The 24745-nt window shown below is 42.5% G+C and carries 26 protein-coding genes; 6 read left to right on the top strand and 20 right to left on the bottom strand.

From position 1 onward, the window contains the following. Positions 1–3 precede the first annotated feature (3 nt). From ACYVTD_RS03910 to ACYVTD_RS03885, 6 genes are all read right to left on the bottom strand, one after another. Positions 4–903 carry an AAA family ATPase gene (locus ACYVTD_RS03910; RefSeq protein WP_461246477.1) on the bottom strand — a complete coding sequence of 300 codons (900 nt, stop codon included), beginning with the start codon at positions 901–903 and terminating at the stop codon, positions 4–6. Between the two features lie 17 nt (positions 904–920). Continuing rightward, on the bottom strand, positions 921–1250 hold the full coding sequence (locus ACYVTD_RS03905; protein WP_461246476.1) for a hypothetical protein: 330 nt from the start codon (positions 1248–1250) through the stop codon (positions 921–923). Then, positions 1243–2679: a DnaB-like helicase C-terminal domain-containing protein gene (locus ACYVTD_RS03900; RefSeq protein ID WP_461246475.1), complete on the bottom strand. Its 1437-nt coding sequence runs from the start codon at positions 2677–2679 to the stop codon at positions 1243–1245. The genes ACYVTD_RS03905 and ACYVTD_RS03900 overlap by 8 nt, the downstream gene beginning before the upstream one ends. Before the next feature lie 63 nt (positions 2680–2742). Next, complete coding sequence (locus tag ACYVTD_RS03895) at positions 2743–4407, bottom strand: SNF2-related protein (RefSeq protein ID WP_461246474.1); 1665 nt, start codon at positions 4405–4407, stop codon at positions 2743–2745. 231 nt (positions 4408–4638) lie between these two features. Beyond that, positions 4639–5238, bottom strand: a complete 600-nt coding sequence (locus ACYVTD_RS03890; protein ID WP_461246473.1) for a hypothetical protein — start codon at positions 5236–5238, stop codon at positions 4639–4641. 1038 nt (positions 5239–6276) lie between these two features. Further along, positions 6277–6750 carry a DUF1353 domain-containing protein gene (locus ACYVTD_RS03885; RefSeq protein ID WP_461246472.1) on the bottom strand — a complete coding sequence of 158 codons (474 nt, stop codon included), beginning with the start codon at positions 6748–6750 and terminating at the stop codon, positions 6277–6279. Between the two features lie 70 nt (positions 6751–6820). On the opposite strand from ACYVTD_RS03885, the gene ACYVTD_RS03880 reads away from it, so the two are divergent. The 6 genes from ACYVTD_RS03880 (at position 6821) to ACYVTD_RS03855 (ending at position 11148) form a co-directional block, all read left to right on the top strand. Next, on the top strand, positions 6821–7057 hold the full coding sequence (locus ACYVTD_RS03880) for a hypothetical protein (protein ID WP_461246471.1): 237 nt from the start codon (positions 6821–6823) through the stop codon (positions 7055–7057). Positions 7058–7061: 4 nt separating this feature from the next. Next, a complete protein-coding gene (locus tag ACYVTD_RS03875; RefSeq protein ID WP_461246470.1) occupies positions 7062–7529 on the top strand; it encodes a hypothetical protein in 468 nt (155 codons plus the stop codon). Beyond that, the gene (locus ACYVTD_RS03870) at positions 7526–8707 is read left to right on the top strand and encodes an AAA family ATPase (protein ID WP_461246469.1); all 1182 of its coding nucleotides are present in this window, start codon (positions 7526–7528) and stop codon (positions 8705–8707) included. The genes ACYVTD_RS03875 and ACYVTD_RS03870 overlap by 4 nt, the downstream gene beginning before the upstream one ends. 26 nt (positions 8708–8733) lie before the next feature. Next, positions 8734–9570 carry a metallophosphoesterase family protein gene (locus ACYVTD_RS03865; RefSeq protein WP_461246468.1) on the top strand — a complete coding sequence of 279 codons (837 nt, stop codon included), beginning with the start codon at positions 8734–8736 and terminating at the stop codon, positions 9568–9570. Further along, positions 9567–10469 (top strand): toprim domain-containing protein, encoded by a 903-nt coding sequence (locus ACYVTD_RS03860; protein ID WP_461246467.1) that lies wholly within the window; start codon positions 9567–9569, stop codon positions 10467–10469. Before ACYVTD_RS03865 ends, ACYVTD_RS03860 begins: the two co-directional genes overlap by 4 nt. A gap of 454 nt (positions 10470–10923) precedes the next feature. Then, entirely contained in the window at positions 10924–11148 is a 225-nt protein-coding gene (locus ACYVTD_RS03855) for a hypothetical protein (RefSeq protein WP_461246466.1), read from the top strand. A 260-nt stretch (positions 11149–11408) separates the two neighbouring features. On the opposite strand, the gene ACYVTD_RS03850 is transcribed toward ACYVTD_RS03855, so the two are convergent. From ACYVTD_RS03850 to ACYVTD_RS03785, 14 genes are all read right to left on the bottom strand, one after another. Beyond that, entirely contained in the window at positions 11409–11828 is a 420-nt protein-coding gene (locus ACYVTD_RS03850) for a phage structural protein (protein WP_461246465.1), read from the bottom strand. A 31-nt stretch (positions 11829–11859) separates the two neighbouring features. Next, the gene (locus tag ACYVTD_RS03845; protein WP_461246464.1) at positions 11860–12957 is read right to left on the bottom strand and encodes a DUF3383 family protein; all 1098 of its coding nucleotides are present in this window, start codon (positions 12955–12957) and stop codon (positions 11860–11862) included. Positions 12958–13020: 63 nt separating this feature from the next. After that, entirely contained in the window at positions 13021–13917 is an 897-nt protein-coding gene (locus ACYVTD_RS03840) for a Gp138 family membrane-puncturing spike protein (protein ID WP_461246463.1), read from the bottom strand. A gap of 9 nt (positions 13918–13926) precedes the next feature. Next, positions 13927–14823 (bottom strand): baseplate hub protein, encoded by an 897-nt coding sequence (locus ACYVTD_RS03835; RefSeq protein WP_461246462.1) that lies wholly within the window; start codon positions 14821–14823, stop codon positions 13927–13929. Further along, positions 14807–15172, bottom strand: a complete 366-nt coding sequence (locus ACYVTD_RS03830) for a phage baseplate plug family protein (RefSeq protein ID WP_461246461.1) — start codon at positions 15170–15172, stop codon at positions 14807–14809. The genes ACYVTD_RS03835 and ACYVTD_RS03830 overlap by 17 nt, the downstream gene beginning before the upstream one ends. A gap of 8 nt (positions 15173–15180) precedes the next feature. Then, on the bottom strand, positions 15181–16368 hold the full coding sequence (locus tag ACYVTD_RS03825) for a phage baseplate protein (RefSeq protein WP_461246460.1): 1188 nt from the start codon (positions 16366–16368) through the stop codon (positions 15181–15183). Between the two features lie 466 nt (positions 16369–16834). Further along, positions 16835–18154 (bottom strand): hypothetical protein, encoded by a 1320-nt coding sequence (locus ACYVTD_RS03820; protein WP_461246459.1) that lies wholly within the window; start codon positions 18152–18154, stop codon positions 16835–16837. A 32-nt stretch (positions 18155–18186) separates the two neighbouring features. Further along, a complete protein-coding gene (locus tag ACYVTD_RS03815) occupies positions 18187–20820 on the bottom strand; it encodes a hypothetical protein (protein WP_461246478.1) in 2634 nt (877 codons plus the stop codon). Continuing rightward, positions 20817–22325 (bottom strand): hypothetical protein, encoded by a 1509-nt coding sequence (locus ACYVTD_RS03810; RefSeq protein ID WP_461246458.1) that lies wholly within the window; start codon positions 22323–22325, stop codon positions 20817–20819. Before ACYVTD_RS03810 ends, ACYVTD_RS03815 begins: the two co-directional genes overlap by 4 nt. Then, positions 22325–22687 (bottom strand): hypothetical protein, encoded by a 363-nt coding sequence (locus ACYVTD_RS03805; protein WP_461246457.1) that lies wholly within the window; start codon positions 22685–22687, stop codon positions 22325–22327. Before ACYVTD_RS03805 ends, ACYVTD_RS03810 begins: the two co-directional genes overlap by 1 nt. Then, positions 22684–23229 (bottom strand): phage neck terminator protein, encoded by a 546-nt coding sequence (locus ACYVTD_RS03800; protein WP_461246456.1) that lies wholly within the window; start codon positions 23227–23229, stop codon positions 22684–22686. Before ACYVTD_RS03800 ends, ACYVTD_RS03805 begins: the two co-directional genes overlap by 4 nt. Further along, positions 23229–23570: a hypothetical protein gene (locus tag ACYVTD_RS03795; RefSeq protein ID WP_461246455.1), complete on the bottom strand. Its 342-nt coding sequence runs from the start codon at positions 23568–23570 to the stop codon at positions 23229–23231. Before ACYVTD_RS03795 ends, ACYVTD_RS03800 begins: the two co-directional genes overlap by 1 nt. A gap of 186 nt (positions 23571–23756) precedes the next feature. Then, positions 23757–24164 (bottom strand): DUF4054 domain-containing protein, encoded by a 408-nt coding sequence (locus tag ACYVTD_RS03790; protein WP_461246454.1) that lies wholly within the window; start codon positions 24162–24164, stop codon positions 23757–23759. A gap of 3 nt (positions 24165–24167) precedes the next feature. Beyond that, on the bottom strand, positions 24168–24596 hold the full coding sequence (locus ACYVTD_RS03785; protein ID WP_461246453.1) for a hypothetical protein: 429 nt from the start codon (positions 24594–24596) through the stop codon (positions 24168–24170). Positions 24597–24745 lie beyond the last annotated feature (149 nt).

Here is a 24745-nt window from a genome sequence, read left to right as displayed (position 1 = left end):
ATGCTACTCGTCATCGCATACCTCGTGACAAAGACTCACCAGACCGGGTATACCGCTGTCGTAAGTATTATTATTCCTAAATATATATAGTGCCCTCAGTGCGTTCGGATTACCCGACATAATCGCCACCTTCGCCATATATGACAAAATGACCCTACGGCTTTTCTCCGCGTCTTCCTTGAAGTCCTTTAGTATTTTTTGACAACCCTTCCAATCCAACTTCAAAAGCGACCGGCACAGGGAAATGACATTATCGCTTTCGCCCTCTTTGTTGATCAGGTCAAGGGCTGAATCCTCATCTTCGCCCAAAACCTTTTCAAGCGTGGTAAGAGCGTTACGGGCACTACCCATAGAATTTTCAACAATGGCACTGACCGTATCATCCGTAATTTTGTAACCCTCTTTTTTTGCAATTGCTTTTACCAACTCCGTCAAGGCAATATCTTCAAGCGGACTTATTTCAACTTTTTGGCATCTATTTTTTACGGTCTCAAGTAGACTATTTGGTTCGGTTGTACAAAGGAAAAAATAAATGTGCTTCGGGCAATCTTCCAAGGGCTTCAACATTCCTTCTTGAAAGTCCTTTGTCGTGCGATGCACCTCATCTATTATATACGCTATCTTCGCACCTGCAAGTGCCGGAAGATTCATTATTGCCGTGATCTCCCTTATGGTATCAATGCCACGATTCTGTGCTGAATTTATTTCAATGACATTTGCCTTCAAAGCAGAACACGCCATTCTAGCTAGTGTCGTTTTGCCACAACCCGTTGCACCATAAATCAAATATGCATGCGAATGCTGATCACCTGGTTTGTCAAAGTTTGCCATAAACTTTTCAAACTCTTTTTTATTTACGACCATCTCGTCAACATTAGTCGGTCTGTGCTTTTGATATAACATAATTTCTACCTCATTTATTATATTCGGGTTGACTTTTTCTTTTTATTTAATGCCCTTACTTTTATTTTCTGACGCTCTTCGCGTCTTTGCCTGGTCCTTTCCCTTTGCTTCGCTAGAATAACATCGCGATTTTCATAATAATAACGCCTTCTATATTCCTGCAAATGCTCTTTATTTTTTTGAACCCACTTTTTGATATATGGTTTTTGCTTCTCCGAAAGTTCGGGATGCTCTTTGCGATAACGGCGCTGATACTCCCTATACTTTTCGGGATTTGCCATACGCCATCGTCCCTGTTGGTTCAATGCCAACTGTGCCTTGTGCTCTTTTAGTTGCACCTCATTCATCTTCAACCTCCATCTCTTTTTTCTTTTTCAATTTACCTTCCGACTTCTTTTTTAAATCGATATCGGGTTCATAATAATCGCGGACATTGACCGCCTGTAAAAATGCACTCCCTATATCATAACACTGCGTCACCACGACCTCACTACTCGTGCTGTAGTCATCCCTTTCAATATCGCAACGTATACGCATTATCCCAACCTCTTTTTCTTTCTTGGTCTGATTTAGCGTAAACATTTTGGTCACGTGTGCGACCTTTCTCATATCTTCGGCAACATTCCCGACCCCTATATCCTTGTCATTTAATCCCTGTCTACCGGACTGCGAAGCGGTGACAATGCAAATATCGCTTTCCATAGCATAACCGCGAAGCGATGACCAGACATCATTCAGCCGATGACGCTCTTCATTGAACCGACCCTTTGCAATCATTAGATCCGCGTAATCCAAAAATATGACATCGGGGTACCACCCGGTGCTCTTATACTCATCATCAACCGCCTGTTTCAATGTATCTATTGACAGGGACATAGTCGGATAGGTCAGTATGCGTGGTAACCGTAAAGGGAAATTCCTTTTTATTTTTGCCAAATATTCTTTAATAAATTTATCATCGGTAAATTTGCTTTCCTTTTGCTTTTCCTCGTAATATAATTCAACCTTTGTATCGCCTTCCGCTTTCAAGCGGAACTTTGGAATGCGAATGGTCTTTGTCCGTTTTGGCATAGAAAATAAATTTTGGTAAAATCTCCGCACCAACTGCGACTCACGCATCTCAAGGTTTATATACAGCACATTTTTTCCTTGTAGACCCGCACCCATCGCTAGATTTACCATCCACCATGACTTACCTTTTTTCGGAGGTGCAAGGCACGCACAAAAATCGCCCTTCTTAAATTTACCAAGGCGATCACCGAGTATACCGGGAATGTGAAATACCTCTTCGCCCTCATCCAACTCAAGGAATGCCTGTTTGACCTTTGCACTATTTGCCAAGTCAAATGATTGTTTTTGTAATCGCTTTGGTAGCACAAAAGACCCGACGGCTTTTTCCATCAGGTCGTAGTTGCCATTATCGGAATTTTCATTTAATGAACATTTTAATAACTCAAGGGCTTTTTCCTTCGCCCACGCTTCGCATTCATCCACGTCGTAATCGGTTGCCTTGTTTTCCTCAAAATCCGTATTTAGCTTTGATAAAAATTTATGCAACAGTGCACGGTCATTCTCCTCAACCGCTTCGCGTTCCCAAATCTTTTCTATATCGATTCCCGGTGCGGTCTTGTATAATTTTACATATTCAAAGCACCAGGACGCCACCCGCTTTTCAAAATCGCTATCCCAGTATTCCGTCCGCAGAAATCCGATTACCCTATTTGCAAAACGACCATCGGTGATAATGCGTGCCAAAAAATATCGCTCTTTATCCACGTTGACCCCCGTCCGTAACTTTACCCCGTGCAATAATCACATTCAACATAAAAACTCCTTTATTTATTTTAATGGGGTATTCCCCTTTGAAAAATTAAATGCTAGTTGCTTCGGCTTTTCAAGCATCGCAAATTCATTTCTCTTCTCATCAAACATCTCACCAAGGGTCTCAAGTCTCTTGTTTAGCATTTTACACATTCTCCGTTCCACGCCTTCCCTTGCTATTAAATATGTTATGTTTACGCTTCCGGACTGACCAAGTCTATGCAATCTATCTTCCGCCTGTAAATGCGAAGCGGGAACCATCCGGAGTTCAACAAAGAATGCGTTACTGCATACATTTTGAAGCCCGTCAATTCCCACGCCACCACTCACCATATTCGCAACAAATACCCGCTTCTTTTTATCGGCAATAAATTGTTCCACGCCATCCCTTTCCGATCCACCATAAAATTTTATCGTGCCGTATTTTTGCAACAGTAGACCCAACTCATCAACCACATTCCTATACCAACAAAAGAGCACCAACTTCTCTTCCGGGTTATCATCCAACCAATCCGTTATATAATTCATGGCTTCCTTCCGCTTCTGTTGCCATAAAAAGAGCGTATTCGCATTTACAATATCGCCATTATTTTCAAGCAATTCCACAATTCTCTCATTTTCCGCTTTGTCAATTTTTACATCCAACTCCACCACATTATATACCTTTTCCGGCAACTCCTTTAACCAATCCTTTTTTAAATGCCTGATAAAAAGCGGTGCGATCAACTCCTTAAACTCACCCGCATTACTCAAACCCTCATATACCATCCCGAAGCCGTTAAAGCGCGGGTTACAATATCTTTTCATATACTGCCACTGATTCCAAAATTTTTTCGGTTCCAAATTATTTAATACCGCAAAAAACTGAACGGGGTTACTCGTGCACGGCGTCCCACTCATCGGTATACTCCACTTTACATTCCGCATCAAGGCGATCCACGCCTTCGTCCTTTGTGACTTCATATTTGCCAACGCCTGACATTCATCGCTGATTACCAATTCAATCGGACGCGATGAGCCCATAAACTTTCCACCATTCCCGACCCAGTGCACCAGTATATCCCAATTTATTATATAAATGTCCGCGTCAACCCTATGCGCGGTCTGTCCGTTGCAAATATACACATTTTTAAATGTCGTAAATTTTTCTATTTGCGAAGCCCACTGATTCTTTGTGGTTGCCCTCACAATACAAAGGGTCACCGGTTTCAATTTATCCGCGTAGACCAGACTGACGCACGTCTTACCAAGTCCCATCTCATCGGCAATTAACCCACGTCCACCCCTACTCTCCAAAAATTTTAAATCCTCAACCTGATAACTCCGCAAAAATGGATATAAATGTTTCCAATTTGTGACGCTGGTAAACGCATCCACCCTTTCCTTTACCACATCTATGCGAAAGCCGTATGCGGTCAATATGTCCCGTGCGTTCCTGCTCTTGTCAATGTGCCATCTCTTTGTATTATTGTTATATCTCCTACCGGGTATTCGCCTAATAAAATCCAAAACCTTTTTCCATTCATTTTTATCATTGCTACTCCACGATACAATAATTTCCGTCGTATTTTCAACGCCATATAATTTCACCTTGTCTTTTTTGGGCTTTTCAAATTTGCCATTCTTCAATTCCCCGAAATCACCGAAGCGGTCACCGGCAACTTCCGCCGGTTCTATATTCATCGCTTTCTTGAGAAAATACTCCATAAATAAAATTCCTACAAATCCTCTATCATAAATTTTAGACCGATCAACCTCTCCCTATTTATTTCGGTATCCTGCATTATACAACGCCCACCCATCCAATCGCAATTAAAATCGCAGACCAACCGGGATAAAATATATTTACGCATACTTTCGTTGACCTCACGAAAAGAGCATAGCAATCTACCACCATTTGCGACCGCGTAACGCTCACTTCCATTTTTGCACATTTTCATCGCCACCCTCACCCTTCACAGTCTCGTAAATTTTATGCTCGTCAAATTTAATTTCATATTCGCTTCCATATTTTTCGCAAAGCCACGCGTTCATTCCATCCAATTCCCTTTCAATGGGTGCGTATTTGCGGTGCACAAATCTCATCCACTCAAACAGCACCGCCAAAACTTCCGCAAAGTGAAAGTGTGACCAGGGGTGATTCTCAAACCATCCTTCCCCACCCTCGACTATTTTTTCGCCCCACCATAACGCCCTCACCCAAAAACCCTTTACATCGGTCGGATGAACCTCCAAAAAATACGCCTTCCATATCTCACGCAAGGGCACCTGTAAAATTATTTGGTCAAGTGGGGTATTTGCAAATCGCCTGTAAAAAGGTGGCAACGGTTCAAAATTTAGACCCCACTTTAGAAAGAGGTCCAACGCCGTCTTTTTTGCATCACGACCTTCCCACCTCCAACGTTCAATCATTTGTTCAAGCGTGGCACGAAAAGGCAGTCCGGAAAGCGGGTAATCGGCATCGCGGAAGTCATAGAGAAATCCGGCATCGCGGAGTAGTTGATAATGGGTCATATATTTAATATAGCAAGGTGCATTCGGAAACGATAGGGCAATGAAAACGGAATACGCCAAAAAATGAAAAGACGGAATTTTCCTTAAATGCAAATTAAAGGGTCTACATATTTGCCCTCTGTATTTGCCTTCTGTATACCAATCGCTTCTTTTCGGTATACATTTGCAATTCCCTTTCCTTTTATCTCCGGTATACATTTGCTTTTTCCATTCAATTTCGGATATACCCGTGGCTTTGAAAATTTCTTTTTAGCTTTCCTTAAAATGTGCCTTCGGCAAAACGGTAAATACTTTTTATTTAGCACTTCAGAAATTTGCCGTATGGCAAATCCGGAAGCAAATTCACCGCACAGGATCAAAGTTTTTGCAACTTTGACAGGTGCGTTAAACAGAACAAGGGCTACCGAAGTAACCCTAAATTCTGTTTAACTTGTATACACCAACTAAGGCAGTATGCATATAAACTTCAAAGGAGAACAAGCCTTATCAGCCCTTCGGTTGACTTTGCTTTGAAGGAATTTTTAACGTAGGTGGTATCCGCTTATTTACCTACGACTTGACTATTATATTCCAATTCTGGATACGCCCTCTTGTCACAATAAGTTGACCGCTACTCTCCATTCTGGGCTTCGCTTCAACATAGATTGACATTTTGACAGTCAGTTTATTATGTGACACGGATTTGTTAGTTCCGCCGTTCTTTGCATTTGCAATAGTTACCCCTTTCTCGGTTGACATAATACCTTATATCGTAACTCCGTCAAGATAAAATCTTTTACCCTGCGACCGACCCATGGCAATCATCCGCAACAATTCATTTTCGTCTTTTGTTCGGTGCTGTGTCGTATGCACTTTACCATCAATGAGTAATTTCCCGTATTAGGAATAGCTTTTGATGGTAATGCTATGGGAATAATATAGGAAATTTTTTTTAAAAATAAAAAGCGGTAAGGGGGACGAAACGGATATTAATACTAGCTTGCCACTATATGTAAAAACATCCACCCCTTACCGCTAGATATATAATATAGCAAATTTTTATTTATCGTAGTAGCGATATGACATATATAGACCCGCGTCCTTGTATACTTTTTCCTCGTCGTTATAGCTTTCATACGCTGAATTTCCAAACATTCTCAGTGCCCGAAACATAAGTGCCCTTTGAAAAGCATTTAATGTTTTACTATGCCTGGTCATTTCCCGTAAAAGATTATCGGCAAATTCCCGACTCACATAGTGCTCACCCTGCGAGTTCCTCGTATAATTAAAATCGTGAACGAGAATGGCAAGGTTGTAGTCGTTGTTGCTTGTAAACTTTGGAATAACCCCATCTATACAATGACTACCGCTTCTCATATTAGTGGGAAAGCCCGGTTCCATTATGAATCGGTGCCTTCCCTCACCCTCAATGTAGACATTACATTCCACCGGTTCCGCTAACTTATAGACCCCTTTGTCTAAGAAAGATGTCTTGATTAGACTACCACTATAGCTCGTTACCACTAGCTCCATGTTTACCCCCTGTATTTATTTGCAATATAGCAAATTAAGTATACCCAATTATATTAGTTGGAGGTAAGAAATGCCAACTGTGCAAGAAAGATTTAAAGAGTTGCAAAAAAGAAAACTCGTGGCGGAAAGCGATATGAAATCACTTGACCGCCAACTAAAGGAGTTAGGAATAAAAGACCTAGACGCGGAAATTAAATCGCTTATAAAGGACGAGGAAACCGCCGAACGCGAGTTGGAAGTCCTGCGTAAGGATATTGAAACTTCTTTGCAAAAGTATGAAGAAGCAACCAAGGAACCAACGGAGTAAACCTATGAATGAGAAAAAAGGATACGGTGCCGTGAAAGCGGATAAACCGAAGAGCGAAAGCCCGAAAGCGGGTTACTGTGCCACAGAGGGTAAATCTATATTTGATATAGATGAAACCGATTTGGAAAGCGAGTTGAAGTGGAATGCACATCGCTATTTTGAAATCGGTCAAGAATTTGTGCACGCCCAAAGGGAGAAGAATGAAATGATTGACGGTCTTAAAATTTGCCGTGCAAAGGTAGATAATGAGATTCGCGAAAGGGCATCCGGTGGCGAAAAACTGACGGAAGCTAAAATCGCAAACCTTGTTCAAATGGATGAACAGGTCATTGAATACCAGGACAAGGTCAACGTTGCATTAGAAAAAGCCGATTTGTTGCGTGTGAAGCTGGAAGCGTGGGACAAAAAAATTTCCGCTGTTGAAATGCTATGCAAATTACAAATACAGGGCTTTGTGCGGAGTAAGGGATGAAACTCATTTTAGAGAATTTCCAATCGCATCGCAATACGGAAATACCCTTTGAACATTTTACAGTGTTAATGGGTATTTCCAATTCCGGAAAGAGTGCAATCATTCGCGGTCTACAGTGGCTTGTCTTCAATAGACCGACCGGCAATTCCTTTATTAACACCACTCAAATGAAAAACGGCAAACTTGAGGGTTATTGTAAGGTCGTGTTGGAGTTGGATGAGTTGACGAAAATAGTCCGGTATAAAGATGCAAAAGAAAACTGTTATCGCATTTACAAGGGTAAAAAGGTAACGAGCTATGAAGCAATAAAGACCGATGTGCCGGAAGAGGTCTACAAATTACTCCCATTAAATCAATTAAATTTTCAATCGCAACGCGATGTTGATTTTTTAATTTCCCTATCGGATGGGGAAAGCAGTAGATATATCAGACAGCTTTGTGGACTTGAGAGATTGACCGATATATTGAAGATGGCAAAAACCACCATACGCGAAGTTGAATCTCTCAAAAAGAATACGGCAAATGATTTACAGCGGTGCACCGATCACCTAAACAATTTCCGTGGCTTTGATAAACTCCATAAGAAGATTGAAAATTTGGAACAGGGTGAGAACAAACAAGGGGACAGAATCGCCGAAATCACGCAGTTGCAAAAACTGGAGCGAAATATAAATGAATGCAAAGAGCGTCTGAAAATTTTTATCGGATTTGATGACCTTGAAAATTTATGCGTCAATTATGAAAAGAAAAAAATGGACTGCATTAAAATCGGCAATCAACTTGATAAACTTGAGACGTTGCAAAAAGAAAAGAGTAAGGCAGAAGAAGTATTGACCGGACTATCCCGTCTATCGCAACTTGAAGCCAAGATTGAAAATGCAAAAGCAATAAATGCCGATTTGACCGCCGTAAAATCCAAGTTGGAAAATTTAAGAGCATTAAAATCAATTTCGGCATCTGCACTACTTTTTAAAAAATTTATCGGCTTTGATAAGTTGGAAGAGCAGTTTACCATATATACCGAAGGTGTGAAAATGCTAACGGAGAAAAAGAAGCGGTTGGAATTATTGACCGCGTGGCGGAAGGAATATAAATTTGCAAATGCCGATTTGAAAGACGTTATGGAAGAATTAAAGACAATGAACCTCTGTCCTACTTGCGGACAGCCCACAGGTTAATACCCCTATAATTAACGAGGTGCAATATGAAAGAAGTAAATTTGTATACTGCGGACTGGCATTTACGCGATGATTGTCCAAAGTGTCTTGAATGTAAGGACTGGTTAACTTTTCAAATCCAATCCCTTCAAAAAATTTATGCAATTGCCAAGAAGGAAAAATGCGAAAACATTTTCGCCCTCGGTGACCTCTTTAATACCCCACGACAATCCGAATTACTCATTTCAAGGGTCATACAAGAGCTGTCAACCTGGGAAATTCCGGTCTACGCCATAGCTGGAAATCACGATTTGCCATATCACAACTACGATAACCTTGATAATAGTTCCATCGGTATTTTATTTGCGAGTGGTGTCATCAAGGAAATGAAAAATAATTTTGAAGGCTTTGATGCGATGAGTTTTGGAAAGGATGCACCGACCGGCGAACCGACCGCATTCACCCATCAACTCGTGTTTGACCCAAAACATCCGTTACCACCTGGCGTGGGAATAAGTGCGGAAGATTTGCCAAAACAATTCCCACAGGCGAAGTTAATTTGTTGCGGTGACTGCCACCACCATTATATTTGGAAGGGCAAAAAATGCACCGTGATAAATCCCGGGTGCATTAACATACAGGTCCGCGATATGACGACATATCAACCGGTCGTCTATGTGGGTGAAAGGGCAATTCCCATCAAACAGGATTATCTCTTTGTGGAGGAAACGACAGTGGAGAAAGCGGGTAGCAACCTTTCCAAGATTGAATTTGATAGTGGCTTTGTCGGGATGGATTTTTTGGACTGCCTTAAAAAAGAGATGGGTAGACTTAATAGACCCGCACAACTGGAACTTATGGCGTGGATAGAGAATTTAAAATGAACTTAATTGAACTTTTGCAAAAATATAATATCCCATATAAAGAGCGTGGCAAAAATATAACGCGTGGTTGGGTCAACATTAGTTGTCCGCACTGTGGCGATAACTCAACTCACGGCGGTATTTCCCCCACGCTGGGATATAACTGTTGGAGATGTGGTAAAAACTCACTTGCAAGGACCCTATCGCTTTTGAAGGTTAGCTATAATGATATAAATGCTCTTTACTCCTCACTCCCACGAAAGCACAAAGCGGAAATCATAAATCACAAAAAATTTATTGAATTACCCGGTGAGGAAAAGCCATCCAAAGTTCATATAAAGTATTTAGAAAAGAGACAGTTGGATGTGACCGATTTAATTACGCTATATAAAATCAGATTTACCAGGATTTGCAAATTCAAGGGAAAGGAATATCGCAACTGCATTGTAATTCCGGTCACCGATGCCGAAGGCGTGGTCAGTTCCTTTTTGTGCCGTGCAATCGGAAGCACTGCACGGTATTTAAATGCGGATCAGGAATTTGCCACCCCTATAAAAGAGCTGTTGTATAATTATCAGGTTGCAAAAAATTATGAAGCGGTCGTATTATTTGAAGGGGTTTTTGATTTGTGGGACCTGGGTATACCGGACGCGGTCTGTGGCTTCGGCGTGCAACTTAGCAAGGCACAAATGTTACTACTATCCAACTTCAAGCGGGTGGTCATTTATTTTGATAACGATGAAGCGGGTCAAAAGAACGCCAAAAAGCTGGCAAAAAATTTAATGGTGCTGGGAGTTGAGGTTATTATTTTTACGCATACCTTTACCAAATACAAGGACTTTAATTCTTTGCCCTCTTTAACAATCAAGCAAAAGGTGGCACAGGGTCTATTGTCAACATTGAGAAATCGCCCTAAATAGGAAAGTGGCAACCCCGTTTTTTTTTGAGGGCATTTTTGCCGTATTTGCATTAAAAAGCGGTTTAGAAGGCTTTATTTTTGCCCTTTAAAATAATCTTTCCATTTTAACGGCACGCCTTCGGCGTTTTGGCGGTTTGGCGGGTCAAGGGCTTAAAGAGCATAGAAAGTTGAAATTTGCCCTCTTAAAACGCAAAATTTGCCCTACCAGGGCAAATTTGCCCTGTGCCACAGGCTTAATTCATTGTATTTTACACATTTTTCATTGAATTTGCCCTAGTCCACAAAAAAAAGTTAAAAAATGTTTGGGGTCAACCTGCGAAATTTGCGTAAAAACGCAGGTTCGCAAAAAAAGTTAAAAAAGTTAACATTTTTTGCCCACTTTTGAAAATAATTTATTATATTATATATATAAAGTTGGTTAATGTTGACCAACTAAAAAGTGCCGAAGGCACAAGGTGGGTAGAAAAATGATAGACAAGGCAAAAATGCACGCGGCGGGATCCTATTATGTGCGTGAGCAAGGTTGGGCTGTTTGGAACAAAATAGCTCCGCAAGTAGCAGACGCATTGAACGTATCCATTCAATCAGTGAAATCCTATATTAAGGACTCGGGAAAAAATAATGGCTCAGGAAAAATAGCGTACATAAATCCACAAATGGATTTTGAAAGGCGGGGGTAAATTATATGGATAAAAGAAAATGAGTGCACTTACTGCGGAGAGCAGATAGAAGCAAAAGCAATAACAAACCTATCAGGTGATGGGTTTTGTTGCGAAGAATGCAAAGAAGAATATTCGCAAGCAGAAAACGAAGAAAGGGGGGGGCTAATCAGAGATGGTTGGTATAAAATTTAGCTCACAAAAAAAAATCAACCCGCACGCTGTTCCCTGTCAATCTCTCAAAAGATGACCGTGCGGGTTGACCTTGAGAAGAAGGTTCCCTATTTGTTGCCACCGGGTATATAGGTAGCAAGCCCGGTATCTATAATCCATTCCCTACCTGACATACTATCGCTCCAATCGCTTTCGGGGTCTTGAACCAACCACGCCTGCGGTGCCGTGAGTATGCCTGAACCATTTAAGTCCTGGATTAAAAGTGTGGCGATGCCTGCGTTTGTCAATTTGTCAACATTTAGCAAACCCGCCAAGATGGGGTTAATGGGAGATGTCTGTTTGAGGGTCAATGTAACGCGGAAACCAAATTCCGATTTATTGACGCGGTCAATACTGCCATCCGCACCTTTATGTTTTTCAAACGCTTCACCACCGGGTGCCACGTTTACAAATGTGCCATCCATATAACCGGATATTGTCACTCCTGCAAATGTTACCACGACCTTTTTAGGATCGTAGGTCTTCACTGTTCCTTCTGTTGCCATTATCTTATCCCCCTTACCAAGTTACCACGCCGTTAATCTCTACAGTTTGGATAGCACCCTGTATCAACGCACGCCAATTTACATTTTTTAGCACCGCATCCATTCTATCCTGAACAGGTATATCCGCAAATGCTGGAACAGACACTTCCATTCCTTCACTTTGCAAGATTCCCATATTCTGTGCGGTATTTAATACTCCCAAAACTTCGCTCTTTATTAAAAGTATACCTGCGTCATTATAGGGTATTTTTGAATTTGCCACAAGTAAGGCGTAGACGCGTTCCTGCAACCTGGCTTTTATCCAATCTATACCCACGCGGTTGTCAATGTAGTAGGAACTATCTAGGGTCGTTCCGCGTCTCGTAATGCTTTGCCCTGCAATTTTTTCATACCAGTTTACCAATCTATTTTTCAAATTAGTAAACTGCGTTGTTGAAAAAACTCTAGGAGTTGCGAATGCACCTAAATTTTTATACGCCCACGTGAGACTGCCCGGTTCATAGGTCGCACATTTACCAACCCAAGCGGAAGAGACCTGTTCGTCATTTCCCGTTCCTAGTGGCGATTGTGTCCCTGCGATTATAGCAAACCTACTGGTCAACCCAATCAAGCTATCTAAAGCGGTATCGCCCTGTGCTAGTTTTGTTGTGAGAATTTTTGCATTATCTTTTGGATGTAAAATGCACATCTTCTCATTCGCAAGCACAAATGATTTAAGTCCTGCGAGAAACTCGTCATAGGTGCCTGTGGTATTGTCGGTGGAATCATCGCTCACGCCGAAGGCACAGACGACATAATAGAACTGAAGCGTGCTATCTATAATCGCCTGTAACTTCTCCGCTATGGTTTGATCAGTCCACGAAGCCGGTTGACCCAAGGTGGCAACAACCACCCGTGTCGGTGCTGGGTCTTGTCCAAATATCGCATCTGCGGACTGACCCCCTTGTGCTGTGAGTGCCCTCAAGTCGGATAAGTCCGATTTGGTATACTCTTTAATTTCCAAAGTTGAAACATCGTTGACGAGTATTAAAATTCTATCAAAACTTGCGGTCGCGATAGAAGCACTCTCGTTTCTTATGTTGACTTTGACTATTTCATCAAGCCTTGACATCTTGTATACTCCCCTACCTGATAATTCAGATATTAAATTGTTGAACCTAAATAATATATAAAATTATTTCCCACCATCCATAACTTGACCCACCCAAGCGGACAAAGCCGCTACAAGCGATGCGGTCAAACCTGCTGCCGGTGCTCCATTACCGGCAATCGGCACGGTATCAAGCGTGGGAAGATTAGAAATTAGTTGTTGTGCGAGTGCCTTCGCACTGGCATTTGGTTTGTCCGGTTGGGGGGTTTTTGGCGGTGCACTGCCAGAAGGCGTGCTACCGCTTGTGCCACTCGCATCCTTGTCGGTAAAAAATTCCGTCAACTTGCCCTTTTCCTGATTTAATTTCGTGAATACATTTTGGACTTCCGTAAATCCGGTGCCGAAAGCGGCACCGGGTGCAAATGCACCCGCACTACCCGCTGTAAAAGTAGACATTACCTTTTGCATAAATTCGGACATCAAATCATAAATTTTATTCATCTCCTTATACATTGTTGATTTGCCATTATCAAATAAAAATAATTTATCTTTTACTGCCATACCTATATGTTCAAACTTTACGGTAGCTCCAAACTTTCCACCCAGATTTTGAAAACCCGGTAGAAATATAGCATCCGTTATATTATGTCGGGTCTCATCGCTCTGTTGACTTGCTTCCAAACTATTTTTAAAACTTTCAATACTGCATTCACTCACTATACAGAGACCCTTATCCCCCACACCCACCGTCCCTAGTAAGGACCAGTTTGAACCACCTGGCAAGAAGACGGGAACTTCCGGTATTTGCGGTGCTTCAATTATCTCACCGAGTTGGTCGGTAAGGTTGACCAAGGACTGCACCGTGGCAAGTCCACTGTCTTTGTCAAGTGAAATAATTTTTGCCGGAAAGCTGGTATGTATATTCTGCACCGCACCTTCAATCACATTTTCCAACTGTTGGGACATTCCCACATTTTCCATATTGACCCCCTAGTGAATCATCATAAAATTCATAACACATTCGTTGTCGTAATTACTGCCCGTTATATTTAATGAGTATACCATAAAATTTGCATTTTCAAGGGATGGGATTTTTCCCGCCGTATCTATTTGCACGAGTGAGTTGCACTTGATTGCTGGATTTATTAAACACTTACCGGCAACCCACTTTCTTTTTAGACCCGCTTTGGTCAACTGCCCTTTCATATCCTTGTCTATTTGACTTGTTATATCCTGTATTTGCATTAACCCGGTTTCCCAAGACAAAATTTCAAAAGCGGAGTTTGTCGGTATGGCTGTGGTCGGATATACGCCCACGCTATTGTTGTCTATACTGAGGGAATAATTTATGGATTTTAAAATTTTATTTAGATGTTCCAAAAACTTTCGGAAGGTGCCGGTAAATACGAGATTGTTTATTAGTTTGAGGTCATCCCCGATATTTTGTCCATCCAAAAACATTCCACAATCCTCACAGACGGTCTCCATTATATCCTTGAACAGCGTTCCTTTCGGGTAGCTGGCACTCACGGTCTTATTATACAAGGGCAACTCACCGCTTCGTGCGGTCGCACAATATATGGTTGAACAAAAGCCATCATTTTCCTTTACATTTTCCACGCGTAGCACGTTACCTGAATATATTATACCAAACTTGCCCTGTTCATCCTCATAACCAAACCACAATTCAATTTGACTGCCCTGGTCAACCATTTCATTTCTGCTCTTCTCACCTAAATTCCAGACCTTTATTTCTGCTAAATTTTCCTTCCAATCTATTGTCCGTTTAATCTCGTAGGAAAAATGCAAATCGGATATGTCCTTTGCACTGCCATCGCCCACCACGGCATCGCTCACAAGTAATTTATGTCTACGAAGAAAAGCCATTTTTTCTTCTCCACTGATTATACTCTTCGGGGGTAAAATAATATAGACAATACTCCCTACCCAACATAATATATTCAAATTCCGCCGGTCTTTCATTTATTGTGCGGAGTAAAAACAATTCGCCCTTTAATTTATGATATCCGGTATTGTGCAATAAATGCCAGTTCGGGACCAACTTAATTCCGGTTCTTTTTTGCACCTCGTCATTTTTTTCATAGACCTCTATATCCATAAAAGCATAACTGGCAACCTCATTCCACTGGATTCGGAGGTTGACCATTTTATTCTCCAACTGCACGGAAGCCCTCTGATCCCACCCCACGCTACTATCAAAATTTATTACCAACATATTTTCTCCTACTGCTCATCCACGGGCGTCGTGTTTGTTGAGGGTGCACTTGTTGAGGTCGTTCCATTATTCTTTTGTGCCTGTGCTTTTTTGGATGGCGTGCTCTTTGGTTTTGAAGGCACGGTTGAAATTTGCCCACTCTTAAATTTGACATTGTTGACCGGTTTATAGGTAATATCAATTTTCAAAGCCTGTCCACTCTCACCATCGCGTTCGGTATGTAAAGCGGTTATGATTACATTTTCATATGTCTCAACCGTGGTTGATAATGCCACCAGACGTCGTTCCTTAAACCACGCCTTCAAGTCCTGCCAGATTTGCTGTGCCTGTCCTTTCTTAAACTCATCGCCCACGCGATTGACGCTGTAATCGCTAACGAGCATACTCACTTCATTTTCCTGACCCTCTTCGCTAAAATTATCATTTATGCTTGTTCCGTCTTCAATGGGATGCGTGGACAGATTGCCCTTAAAGTTGTGGCTCTCAGTAAGGCATAGATCAAAATTTAGATGGGTGCTGGGATTATCTATATCTGCAATAAAGGGCAAACCATTTTCCGCACGAGCATCGCCACCAATCGCCCTAAATAAAAAAGCCGTATCGGGCAATACATCCATTATATCAACCGATGCACCGCCAAACATCCCGATCCTAGCTTCAACATACGGAGGTCCACCGGCAATTCTGCGAGTATCATCCGCATTATTTACGTCCGCACTTGAGGGAAAGAAAAATAATGGTTTGAGGTATTCCGGTATGACATATTTATCAACCATCGGTGGTAAATTCATTTCAGGGTCTTTTTTGGTCGTGAATTTTTTGAACAGCGAATACGCAAGGTTGACCGCACTACCTATGACCGCCACCATCCCTAAATCTGGTAATTTAAACCCTTTGTCACCCCAGAAACTTTTAGGTGGCAACCCCATAGAAGGGGAAGCAAGTGGCACATTTGCCACAGTTGGCAATTTGACGCTCTTTGATTCTGCAAACTCCACCACCACTCCTGGTAACGAAGCGTCCTGTGCTTCGGGGAACCCACTTACCACATCGGGTAGATTCTGCGTTTCCGGTTTATCAAATGCCGTGGTCATTTCGGGTAATGCCAAGTCCTGTGCTTCGGGAAAAGAAGCGGTCGGTGGCAACGCCATAACCGGCACCTCCATATTTTCCAAAACCACGCCTGGTAAATTCATATACTATCCCCTCTTTGAAAATAATATATAAAATTAAATGCACCTTTTAATAATTTGATTGCACTTATTTGATTTTAGATCGTTTGGCGTGAGGGTCACATCCATCGCCTTGCATTTTGATACGCCCTTATATTTAAAATAGTGTATACATTTGCCACTGCTGTTTCTGCATTCTGTCCAACATTTAACGTTATCAAATTCTGACTTTTGCTTCGCCATAAAACTCCAACTTCTCTACCTGTTCTTTGTGTATACAGGCGATATAGGAAGGCGGTGCAAACCCATCCCGTTTACGGTCTCGTGCGGTCGCTTGTATCTTTATATCTGCTTGCAATATCATTTGAAATCCTTCAATAAAATTTCATAGCGTAGACGCATTTGCTGTCAAATGGGCACCGGTTATTCCAGATGCAGTTTTGGCAAATAGTGTTGTGGGCGTTGCTGTCCATATAAAATATAGATGGGGTCAACTAGAAACGGATGATGGTGTTAATAAATCAAGCATCCCCGTCAATTCAACTGGGGAATTTAAACTTGACCCACCAGATCCTAGGGTTAAGCCACCTACCAACATTACGCTGTTACTGCCTACTATCCGTTGAAGTCTAAGATTATTTTGTATTGCACCTACACCTAAGTTTCCATATGTAATAACGTGTAGGGGTACCCACCATCCACGAGAACTTGCGAGTGGACCGGAACAGGTGCCAACCTGTTCCACTATGTTTAAACTTGGCGAAAAGGATGAAGCAATAGAGATTCTTATCTTAGCTCTCAATAAAAGAATGACTTCAGTAGTGTTAAGCATTCCTAAATTAGTTATCCCGCCGAAATCCCCATCAAACATTACATTTTCTGCAAGTATGGATGGTTTAGGAGAAATAGGAGTAAACCAACCTTGCGCGATGATACTTTGTGTATTAAAATTTTGAAATCTATCCTCATATGTCCATATCGGGAAGTTCCTTCCGGGCATAGTTATATTTTGTAATTTAGAATCATTTAGACCCCTGAGTGGGTCATCCACATAACCGGCACGGCATTTTTTTAATTCATGCGTTCCCTCAGAATCAACTTCTCCGAATGGGTCATAGATTATATGATTTAGCCCGTAACCTGCTCTTATCGCATCTTCTTCGTAAGCTTGTAAACTTAAATAACCATCTTCCATGCTACTCGGACTTCTCCAGTTTTGCCAAAATGTTCCATCTACGCGGTATTTATTCATCAATTTTGAATATAGCACCATTATATCACCATTATCCCTTTGTAGGCAAATTATTATCCTTGAATTCTTATCTTTTAACATATTCATTAAAGAGCGTGGTAAGAAAAATCCTCGTAGATACCTTGAAATTCCTGTTGAACTATCAAACTTAAATGGAAATACTAAAGCTATGTTACAATATTCGCCAGGTGGATATTGGGAACTAATTTTAAAGTCTTCCGGTATAGCAATATATTCCGGGTGTACCCCAGATGGTATATCCGTTATATAATTTAATCGGTAGTGGGTTGAATATCCGTGTGGTAGGTCGGCAAATTCAAGCGTAAGAGGACGAGGGCACCAGTATGAAAGTAGCCTTGAATCTATTTGACCGTTGCCGTCACCCGGTTGAAGTGGTCCCATCAATTTCATCAAATCCTGAATCAATTTGACCGCTTTTATTTTCTTGTCGCGTCCACCATTCGGGAACCTGCGGTCAATCATATATAATATGTCTTCCGCACCCAATTCATCCGTCATTTCGGGCAAATTTGCCACAGTGTTAAAATTTTCCGGCATAAATCCAAACCTCCAAAAGGATAATATATAAATTAGTAGGGGAAGTTGCTACCATTCCACCAACAATCAAATATGAAAATTTGCACCGCCCTAGACCCTGCCGATACGCTCACGCCCACCGGACGTATTCTCATCGCCCTGATACGTTTACCGTTTAAGCTGTGTTGGTTGGATGGCACCGTCAACGACACTTCGCGCATAGTGCCATCATTTTGAAAGTCTGTCGCGACTTGAGTTAGGATTGTGCTATATGTGCCATCGTCATACCCTATACCCCAGTCAATACTCAACGCATCGGTCGTGTTGCCGATCGTCCAAATGACAAACTGCACCACGAACTCACCCTGATTTGCCCTGCGTGGCGGTCCCTGCCATATTCTAGGTCTCCATAGGATTCCGGGTTGCGGGTTACTTGCGGACATATCGCCACTAGTGGAACTAGTAAACTGCCCGCTGTAAAATCCTACAAACACTGGGCTGATCGCACCAAAGTATAATTGATCTAACCAACCGTTTGGGGTTGTCGTGTTTTCATTTCCATTATTATCAACGAGGGTTATCGGTATACCCAAATTCGCCGACCAACTATCCGACCAAGGGGGATATAGTAAGACGTAGGGCGCCATATAAACCGATAGATCGGTCGTCTGTCCTACGTTAATGTAGACGTAGGGGTTGTTATATATATCAAACCCCGGTGCCCTCACTTCAATCGTATGATTCCCTGCGGATAGGCTTTGCACGACCACCGGGAACTGACCGCCATCGGTGCCCTGGTCGCTGGTAATATAATTTCCATCTATTATTAAATCCCAAGATGTGACCCTAGTCCCCCCTGTTTGGTTATATACCCCCATCAATCTAAATGTGCCGGTGGTCAGCGTAGCCACAAGCGTCTTTGAAAGGGTGGTCGTCTGGTTTGCGGTAATGGTAAAATTAAATACCTGCGTATCATAACCCTGTTTGGTCAATGTGCCCTGTCGGTTCCCTGCGGTCAACCCCGATATAGTCAACACTGCTGCTGGGTCCGGTGCCGAATGATTGATGCCACCTATTTCCAAATTCCATCCGCTCGTCAACTGGTTACTCGGGTCATATACGCTTATCACCAATGTGCCGGTTGTGGGGGTCGTATCAACTATACTTATTTGCACGCTCACATTCGCCGTGACATTAACTGACCCATTCTGATTATTTATATACTGTTGGTTACTTGCAAAACTCCAACTACGCGTGCCCGTGCCCGTTACCGTAAACACGGTCTGTCCTACACTTCCGGCAACCCCATCAACCGTTATGACAAACGCATTTCCATTCCACGCCGGATTAAAGGTAAACGTTATTATATATTGAACCGGCACCAAAACTAGGTCAACCCTCAACGCTGTGGTCGTGTCAAGGACTACATTTAAGGTGCCGGTTTGCGTGTAATGCTCCGCACGGACAACGCTCCAGTTATGACTACCGACATCAACATTGTTAAATGTATATACGCCATTATTTGAACTACTCGGTGCATTCCCATTAACAACCACGGTAGCATCCGCACTTACGGTTCCATCGGGCTTGTATACGGTTATGGCAACAGTGCCGGTCTTTCGCGATAGCGGTATGGGAACCGGCATATTTCCGGTGCTGATAAAACTGCCACTCGTATCGCGGTATACTCCGGATAGGTCAACAAATGACCAACTTGTTGGGGTGCTCTGTCTTAGTACTAGAAACTGGGTCTGTCCCACGGTGCCCTGCGTCCCACCGACCGTAATCCTAAAATTATGATCAGGTATATGTTGCGCTAAATTAAATGAAATGTAATCATATACAACAGAGGGTGGCACGGCTTGTAAATTTACGGTCAGGGTCGCTGTCGTATTTGCGGTGATTGTTGCCGTGCCCTGTTGACCGATATGGTCCGCACGGGCAACGCTCCAACTGACCGACCCGACCGGCAAATCATTAAATGTATATACGCCGTTTGCCGAAGAGGTTTGGGTAATCCCATTAACAACCACGGTAGCACTCGTAGTTACAGTTCCATCGCTCTTGTATACGGTTATCACAAGACTGCCGGTCTGTTGTGGGGGAATAGGGGGTTCGGTGGGTGCATTATTCCAAAACTCATCCGCTTCTATTAACCAACCCGTTCCATCATTGAACCCTAAAATTTTTCCCGTGTCGCTGGGGTATTCGGAGAGAAGGCACTGACTACCGACCACCGCACTCCTTCCCGCCACCTGCTGTCCATTAAATTCGCCCTTACTCAACTGGCGACCGTTTGGGGTATATAGAACGACCGCGTGCACGCTGGGTTCTTCAATTAACCAAGGGTTCATATCACCGCTCTTCATCACGCCAAAAAAAAGTATTTCGGGAATCGTGCCACTGTTTGAAGAGGGTAGGGTCACTTTTATTTTCGTCCTATATTGCTCGTCGTTCAATCCCATTCGCTGTATAGAAAATATATTACCTAAATAATCAAGAGACTCACCCATCACATTATTCAAATTCAATACCTCACGGTGAAACTCCTCAAACATTTCCCCTATCTTATCAAAGCCCTTACCCACCGCATTCTTTAATAAAGAGGTATATTTTTGACTTTGGCGATACTGCATAAGTAACGCCTGTTCCAAGGTCTCTTCCATTGTTTGCATTTGCTTTCTCATAAAATTACCCCATTCCCAACCTCTTCCCAGTTAATACTCTGTATTGCATAAAAGACCGAAGGGTCAACCGCAAATGTCCGCACCCAATTTGGATTTGTGGTAGTGCTGGGATTTTGGTCTGTAAAGTAGACACGGATATTTCCGAGTGGCACGGCTTGATAGATGGGAATGGCAAATCTATCGCCAACCAAATCAACCCCCATTCCGTTGTTCTGATTGTGCCACGCTTCAATAATCGCGTTCGCGATGGGAGTCCATTCGTCCGATGGGGGTAGCGATTCTTCGCTTCTCTCATATTGAATCTTTAACCATATCGGATTTACGGATGGCACCTCAAACCGAACCTGATATATTTGATTGTGGCTGTCGGTTATTTCAATTACCCGTGCACCGAACAGCGGTGCACCCGCCGGTTTGACTTCCCATATTTTTCTAGCCAATTCTTCTTCATTCGGTGCACCCGCTATCATTACCTTTATTCCACCCGGTAGCATCCCATCCAAAATATCCCCGGTCAAATTTTCAACCACACGGCAAAAATTTATTCCCAAGACGCCGTTCAGTATCTGAAATTCCATATTCGGTAGGGTTGCATAGCCACGAGTAAAAGTTTGCATACGGCGAATACGCAAGGCTTCATCGCTTTCCCTCAGTATCCCGGGTAACGCAGTTTCCGTATTGTTGACCCCAACCCAACCGCTCACCGGGGTAAGTATTGTGTGAATGGATTGTTGCGAAGCCCTAACTGGACCATCCACGGTCGCGATGAACTGTGCGGTGGTCGCGATGCCTAGAATATCAAAACCCTGCAAAGCTAAATCAAGCGTTCCGTTTGACAGGCGTTCAATCACGATACACTCTTCATTTATATTTACCCCCCAACTACTCCACCGTGGGTCGGGATTTGCGTAATACACAAACTGCACCCCACTATTTGGGAAGGTTGTATTTAGATAGTGTGCGAGTGCCTGTAAAGTTATATCATTTGGTATACCGGTCGCCTGTATAGGGGGATTAACGCTATTGCTCTGAATATTCAAGGGTGCTGACCAATTCCCTTTCTTTTTTATCGCTATCCATTTTGTAAATGTGGTAGCTATTATTTTCGGACTGGTCAATTCAAATTTATTAGTTAGTGCTTCCGTTACTGCCACCTGTTTACCCGCCGGTATTTGCACGGGCAACGCATCCGGTTTTCCAAATAGGTAGACCTCAACATTTGACCGCGTGCCCACGCCACGCCGGATACCATATAAGTCCGCAAGTATATCCAGGGCGAAACCGGTTGCCATAGATGGAGAAAAGCCAGTATATATTTCCTGCATCGCTTCCCATACATCATAAAATTTTAGCGATAACAGATCTATTAAATGACCCATCGGGGTGGTCGGGTCTGTGTCTATCGCCACGCCGAATATATTTCTGAACTCGGTGACCATTTCATTTTTAATTTCCGCAAAGGTCGGTCGTTCAAAGCCGTTCGCAGTTATATATTTATTTGCCATTATGATATCCCCACCGCGTCTTCTATTAACGCATCATTATCGCCACGCACCGCAAACACCACAGCGAGTTTATCGCGGTCAATCATTCCCATCTCCATACTACTAATACTCCTAACGCCACGCGTTGATTGAATTATATTTCGCAACTGCAATTTTAAGGATTGCACCATCCCCTTCTTTTTGCCAGATAAAATTTCCAAATACGCCACGCCAAACTGTTCATTCATAAATAGCTCACCGCGTAAAGAGAGAATGTGGTTTTTAATTCTTTGACTCACCTCATTTTCGCCTTCAATCATTTTGAACTGACCGTTTAGTATTTGCAAATCCCATTCGCTTGAATTTCCCATAGCAAAGTTCATACATCCCCCATATTACTTGTTTCAGGTGGCAACTCATCGCCATTCGCCTTCACTATTGTGCTTTCCATTTGGACGCCCACCATCGCACTGGTTGCAATATCTTCCGTCCTACAAATGGAAAGCACAAAATCAAAATGACTTTCCATCTCATACTTTTCACCGAGTTCATTTGGCGTCTGAATTATAGCATCCACATTTAGGACATTCATTCCATAAATATAATTCCCATCCATCAATTTTTGCCATTCATCATACTGCTCATTTTTAAAATCATTTATTATAGGCAAAAGCAAATTTTTCCCACCCTTTCCCTGAATTATCCTACAAGTTAACTCCGCTTCATCCATTCTCACCCGCTTGTTGACTATAAATTCGCTAAACGATCTACCTATTGTTTCCTCATCTCCGCAGTAGATAGCAATATATGGTTCGGTGGGCGTGGGCGATGCCTGGTATGCTTTTATTACATTCGGCGTGGGGGTAAACCGCTGTGCGAGTATACTTAAAATTCTCTTTCTCAATTCAATATAAATGTTATCCATTATTCCATCCCCTCGTAGACCCCTATATATTCATAATGGGGAATAAATTTATTCCAATGTGCACCCGGTCTTACCCGCCACCGCATTCCTTCCCAAACCACGACATCGCCCTTCTGCTTTGTCTCATCATTCCAGACATTTAATTTACTGCTCGTATATATTTCAATAGCACCACCATTTACATTCCAGGACGCGGGTAACCGCGAAATTTGTAAAGGGCTCATAGGTTGAATGTCCATAGTGACTTCAATTTGTTGACCCTGCTCTTTCCAAATACCATTCTCGTCGTAGCTTCCGCCACCATTCCGGTATACCTTTTCATTTTTGCCAAAAAATATCATCGCGTTCCCCTTACCCTATAATATAGCAATAATATGAAATGTGCGTGGGCAAATTAACGGAAGCCGTCCCCTTTAACATTCACAATTCGCCCACGCACAAGGGCAAAGGAAATCACGAAAATGGTTGACCGGATTTACTTTCAAGTCGCTTCGGAGGGAAGAAAGCCAGAAACACCGCTTGTGCGTTTAAACCGCACCCGTTCCCGTGACCCCTATGTATATATTTTTGCGATTCAAAATTTCCCACAGCATCATTCCCCATCGGGTGCTTTTTAATGCGTTCGGGGTGGATTGTTCTTTTGCACTGCCACCACCAAAACTTATCGCCACCTTACCCTCACTTATGGAAGAGACCGCACCGGTCGTGGCGATGCCATTAAAGCTACCCTCGGTTATCTCGGATGCTATTTGCGAACCGCTCGTTGAATCCTTATAATGCAAAGCCAAAAGAGCGATACAATAATTCATTTGTATACCTAGGTTTTTCCCCCTCAAAGAATCTTCCGCAAATAAAATATATTCGCCTAGCGTCGTGCCTTCAATGTTGACGCTATCGTCCAACTGACCTATCCATTCTTTAGGGGTCATACCCATAGGTTATTTCTCCGCTTTCGGGTTTTCGCTTTCCATCCTTGCTATTTGATTCAATAGCAACAGACGCGTGCTTTCCTTCTCCGCTTTCTCCTTCCACTTATTTAGGGTGGCGATGTGAAAACAATTTGGAATCACGGTCTCTAAAAATTTGTCTTCAAAGTCATCAAGACTTTCTGCAAATTTTTCAACCTTACCCCCTGCCTTTCCGGTCTTTTCAACCTTATACTGGAGTAGAATTTTTGCATCAAGTTTTCCTTGTAGGGTTGACTTGACCTTCTCCCACTCATCGGCGGGAACATCATTAAAACCCGGTATTAGATAGACGCCGATATCCTTGTCGTGGGCACCTATGAACAGCATTCCCCACAACAGAAGGGATTGGAGTTTGAGGTTATTTGTGATGCAGAAACCGCAGGTGTAATCGTGTATCACCCATTATCCGTTATCAAAATGGATGGTATTTAATTAACAACAACAAAAATTTGCTATATTGCTATCTGGCAGTATAGCAAATAAGGAGAACCCGCTATGATTATCAATAACACGACAAACACGGTCATAGGTGCCCACGACAAGGATAT

It is taken from the genome of Treponema sp. R6D11 (assembly GCF_054786075.1).
This window is presented reverse-complemented; position numbering and strand designations above follow the sequence as displayed.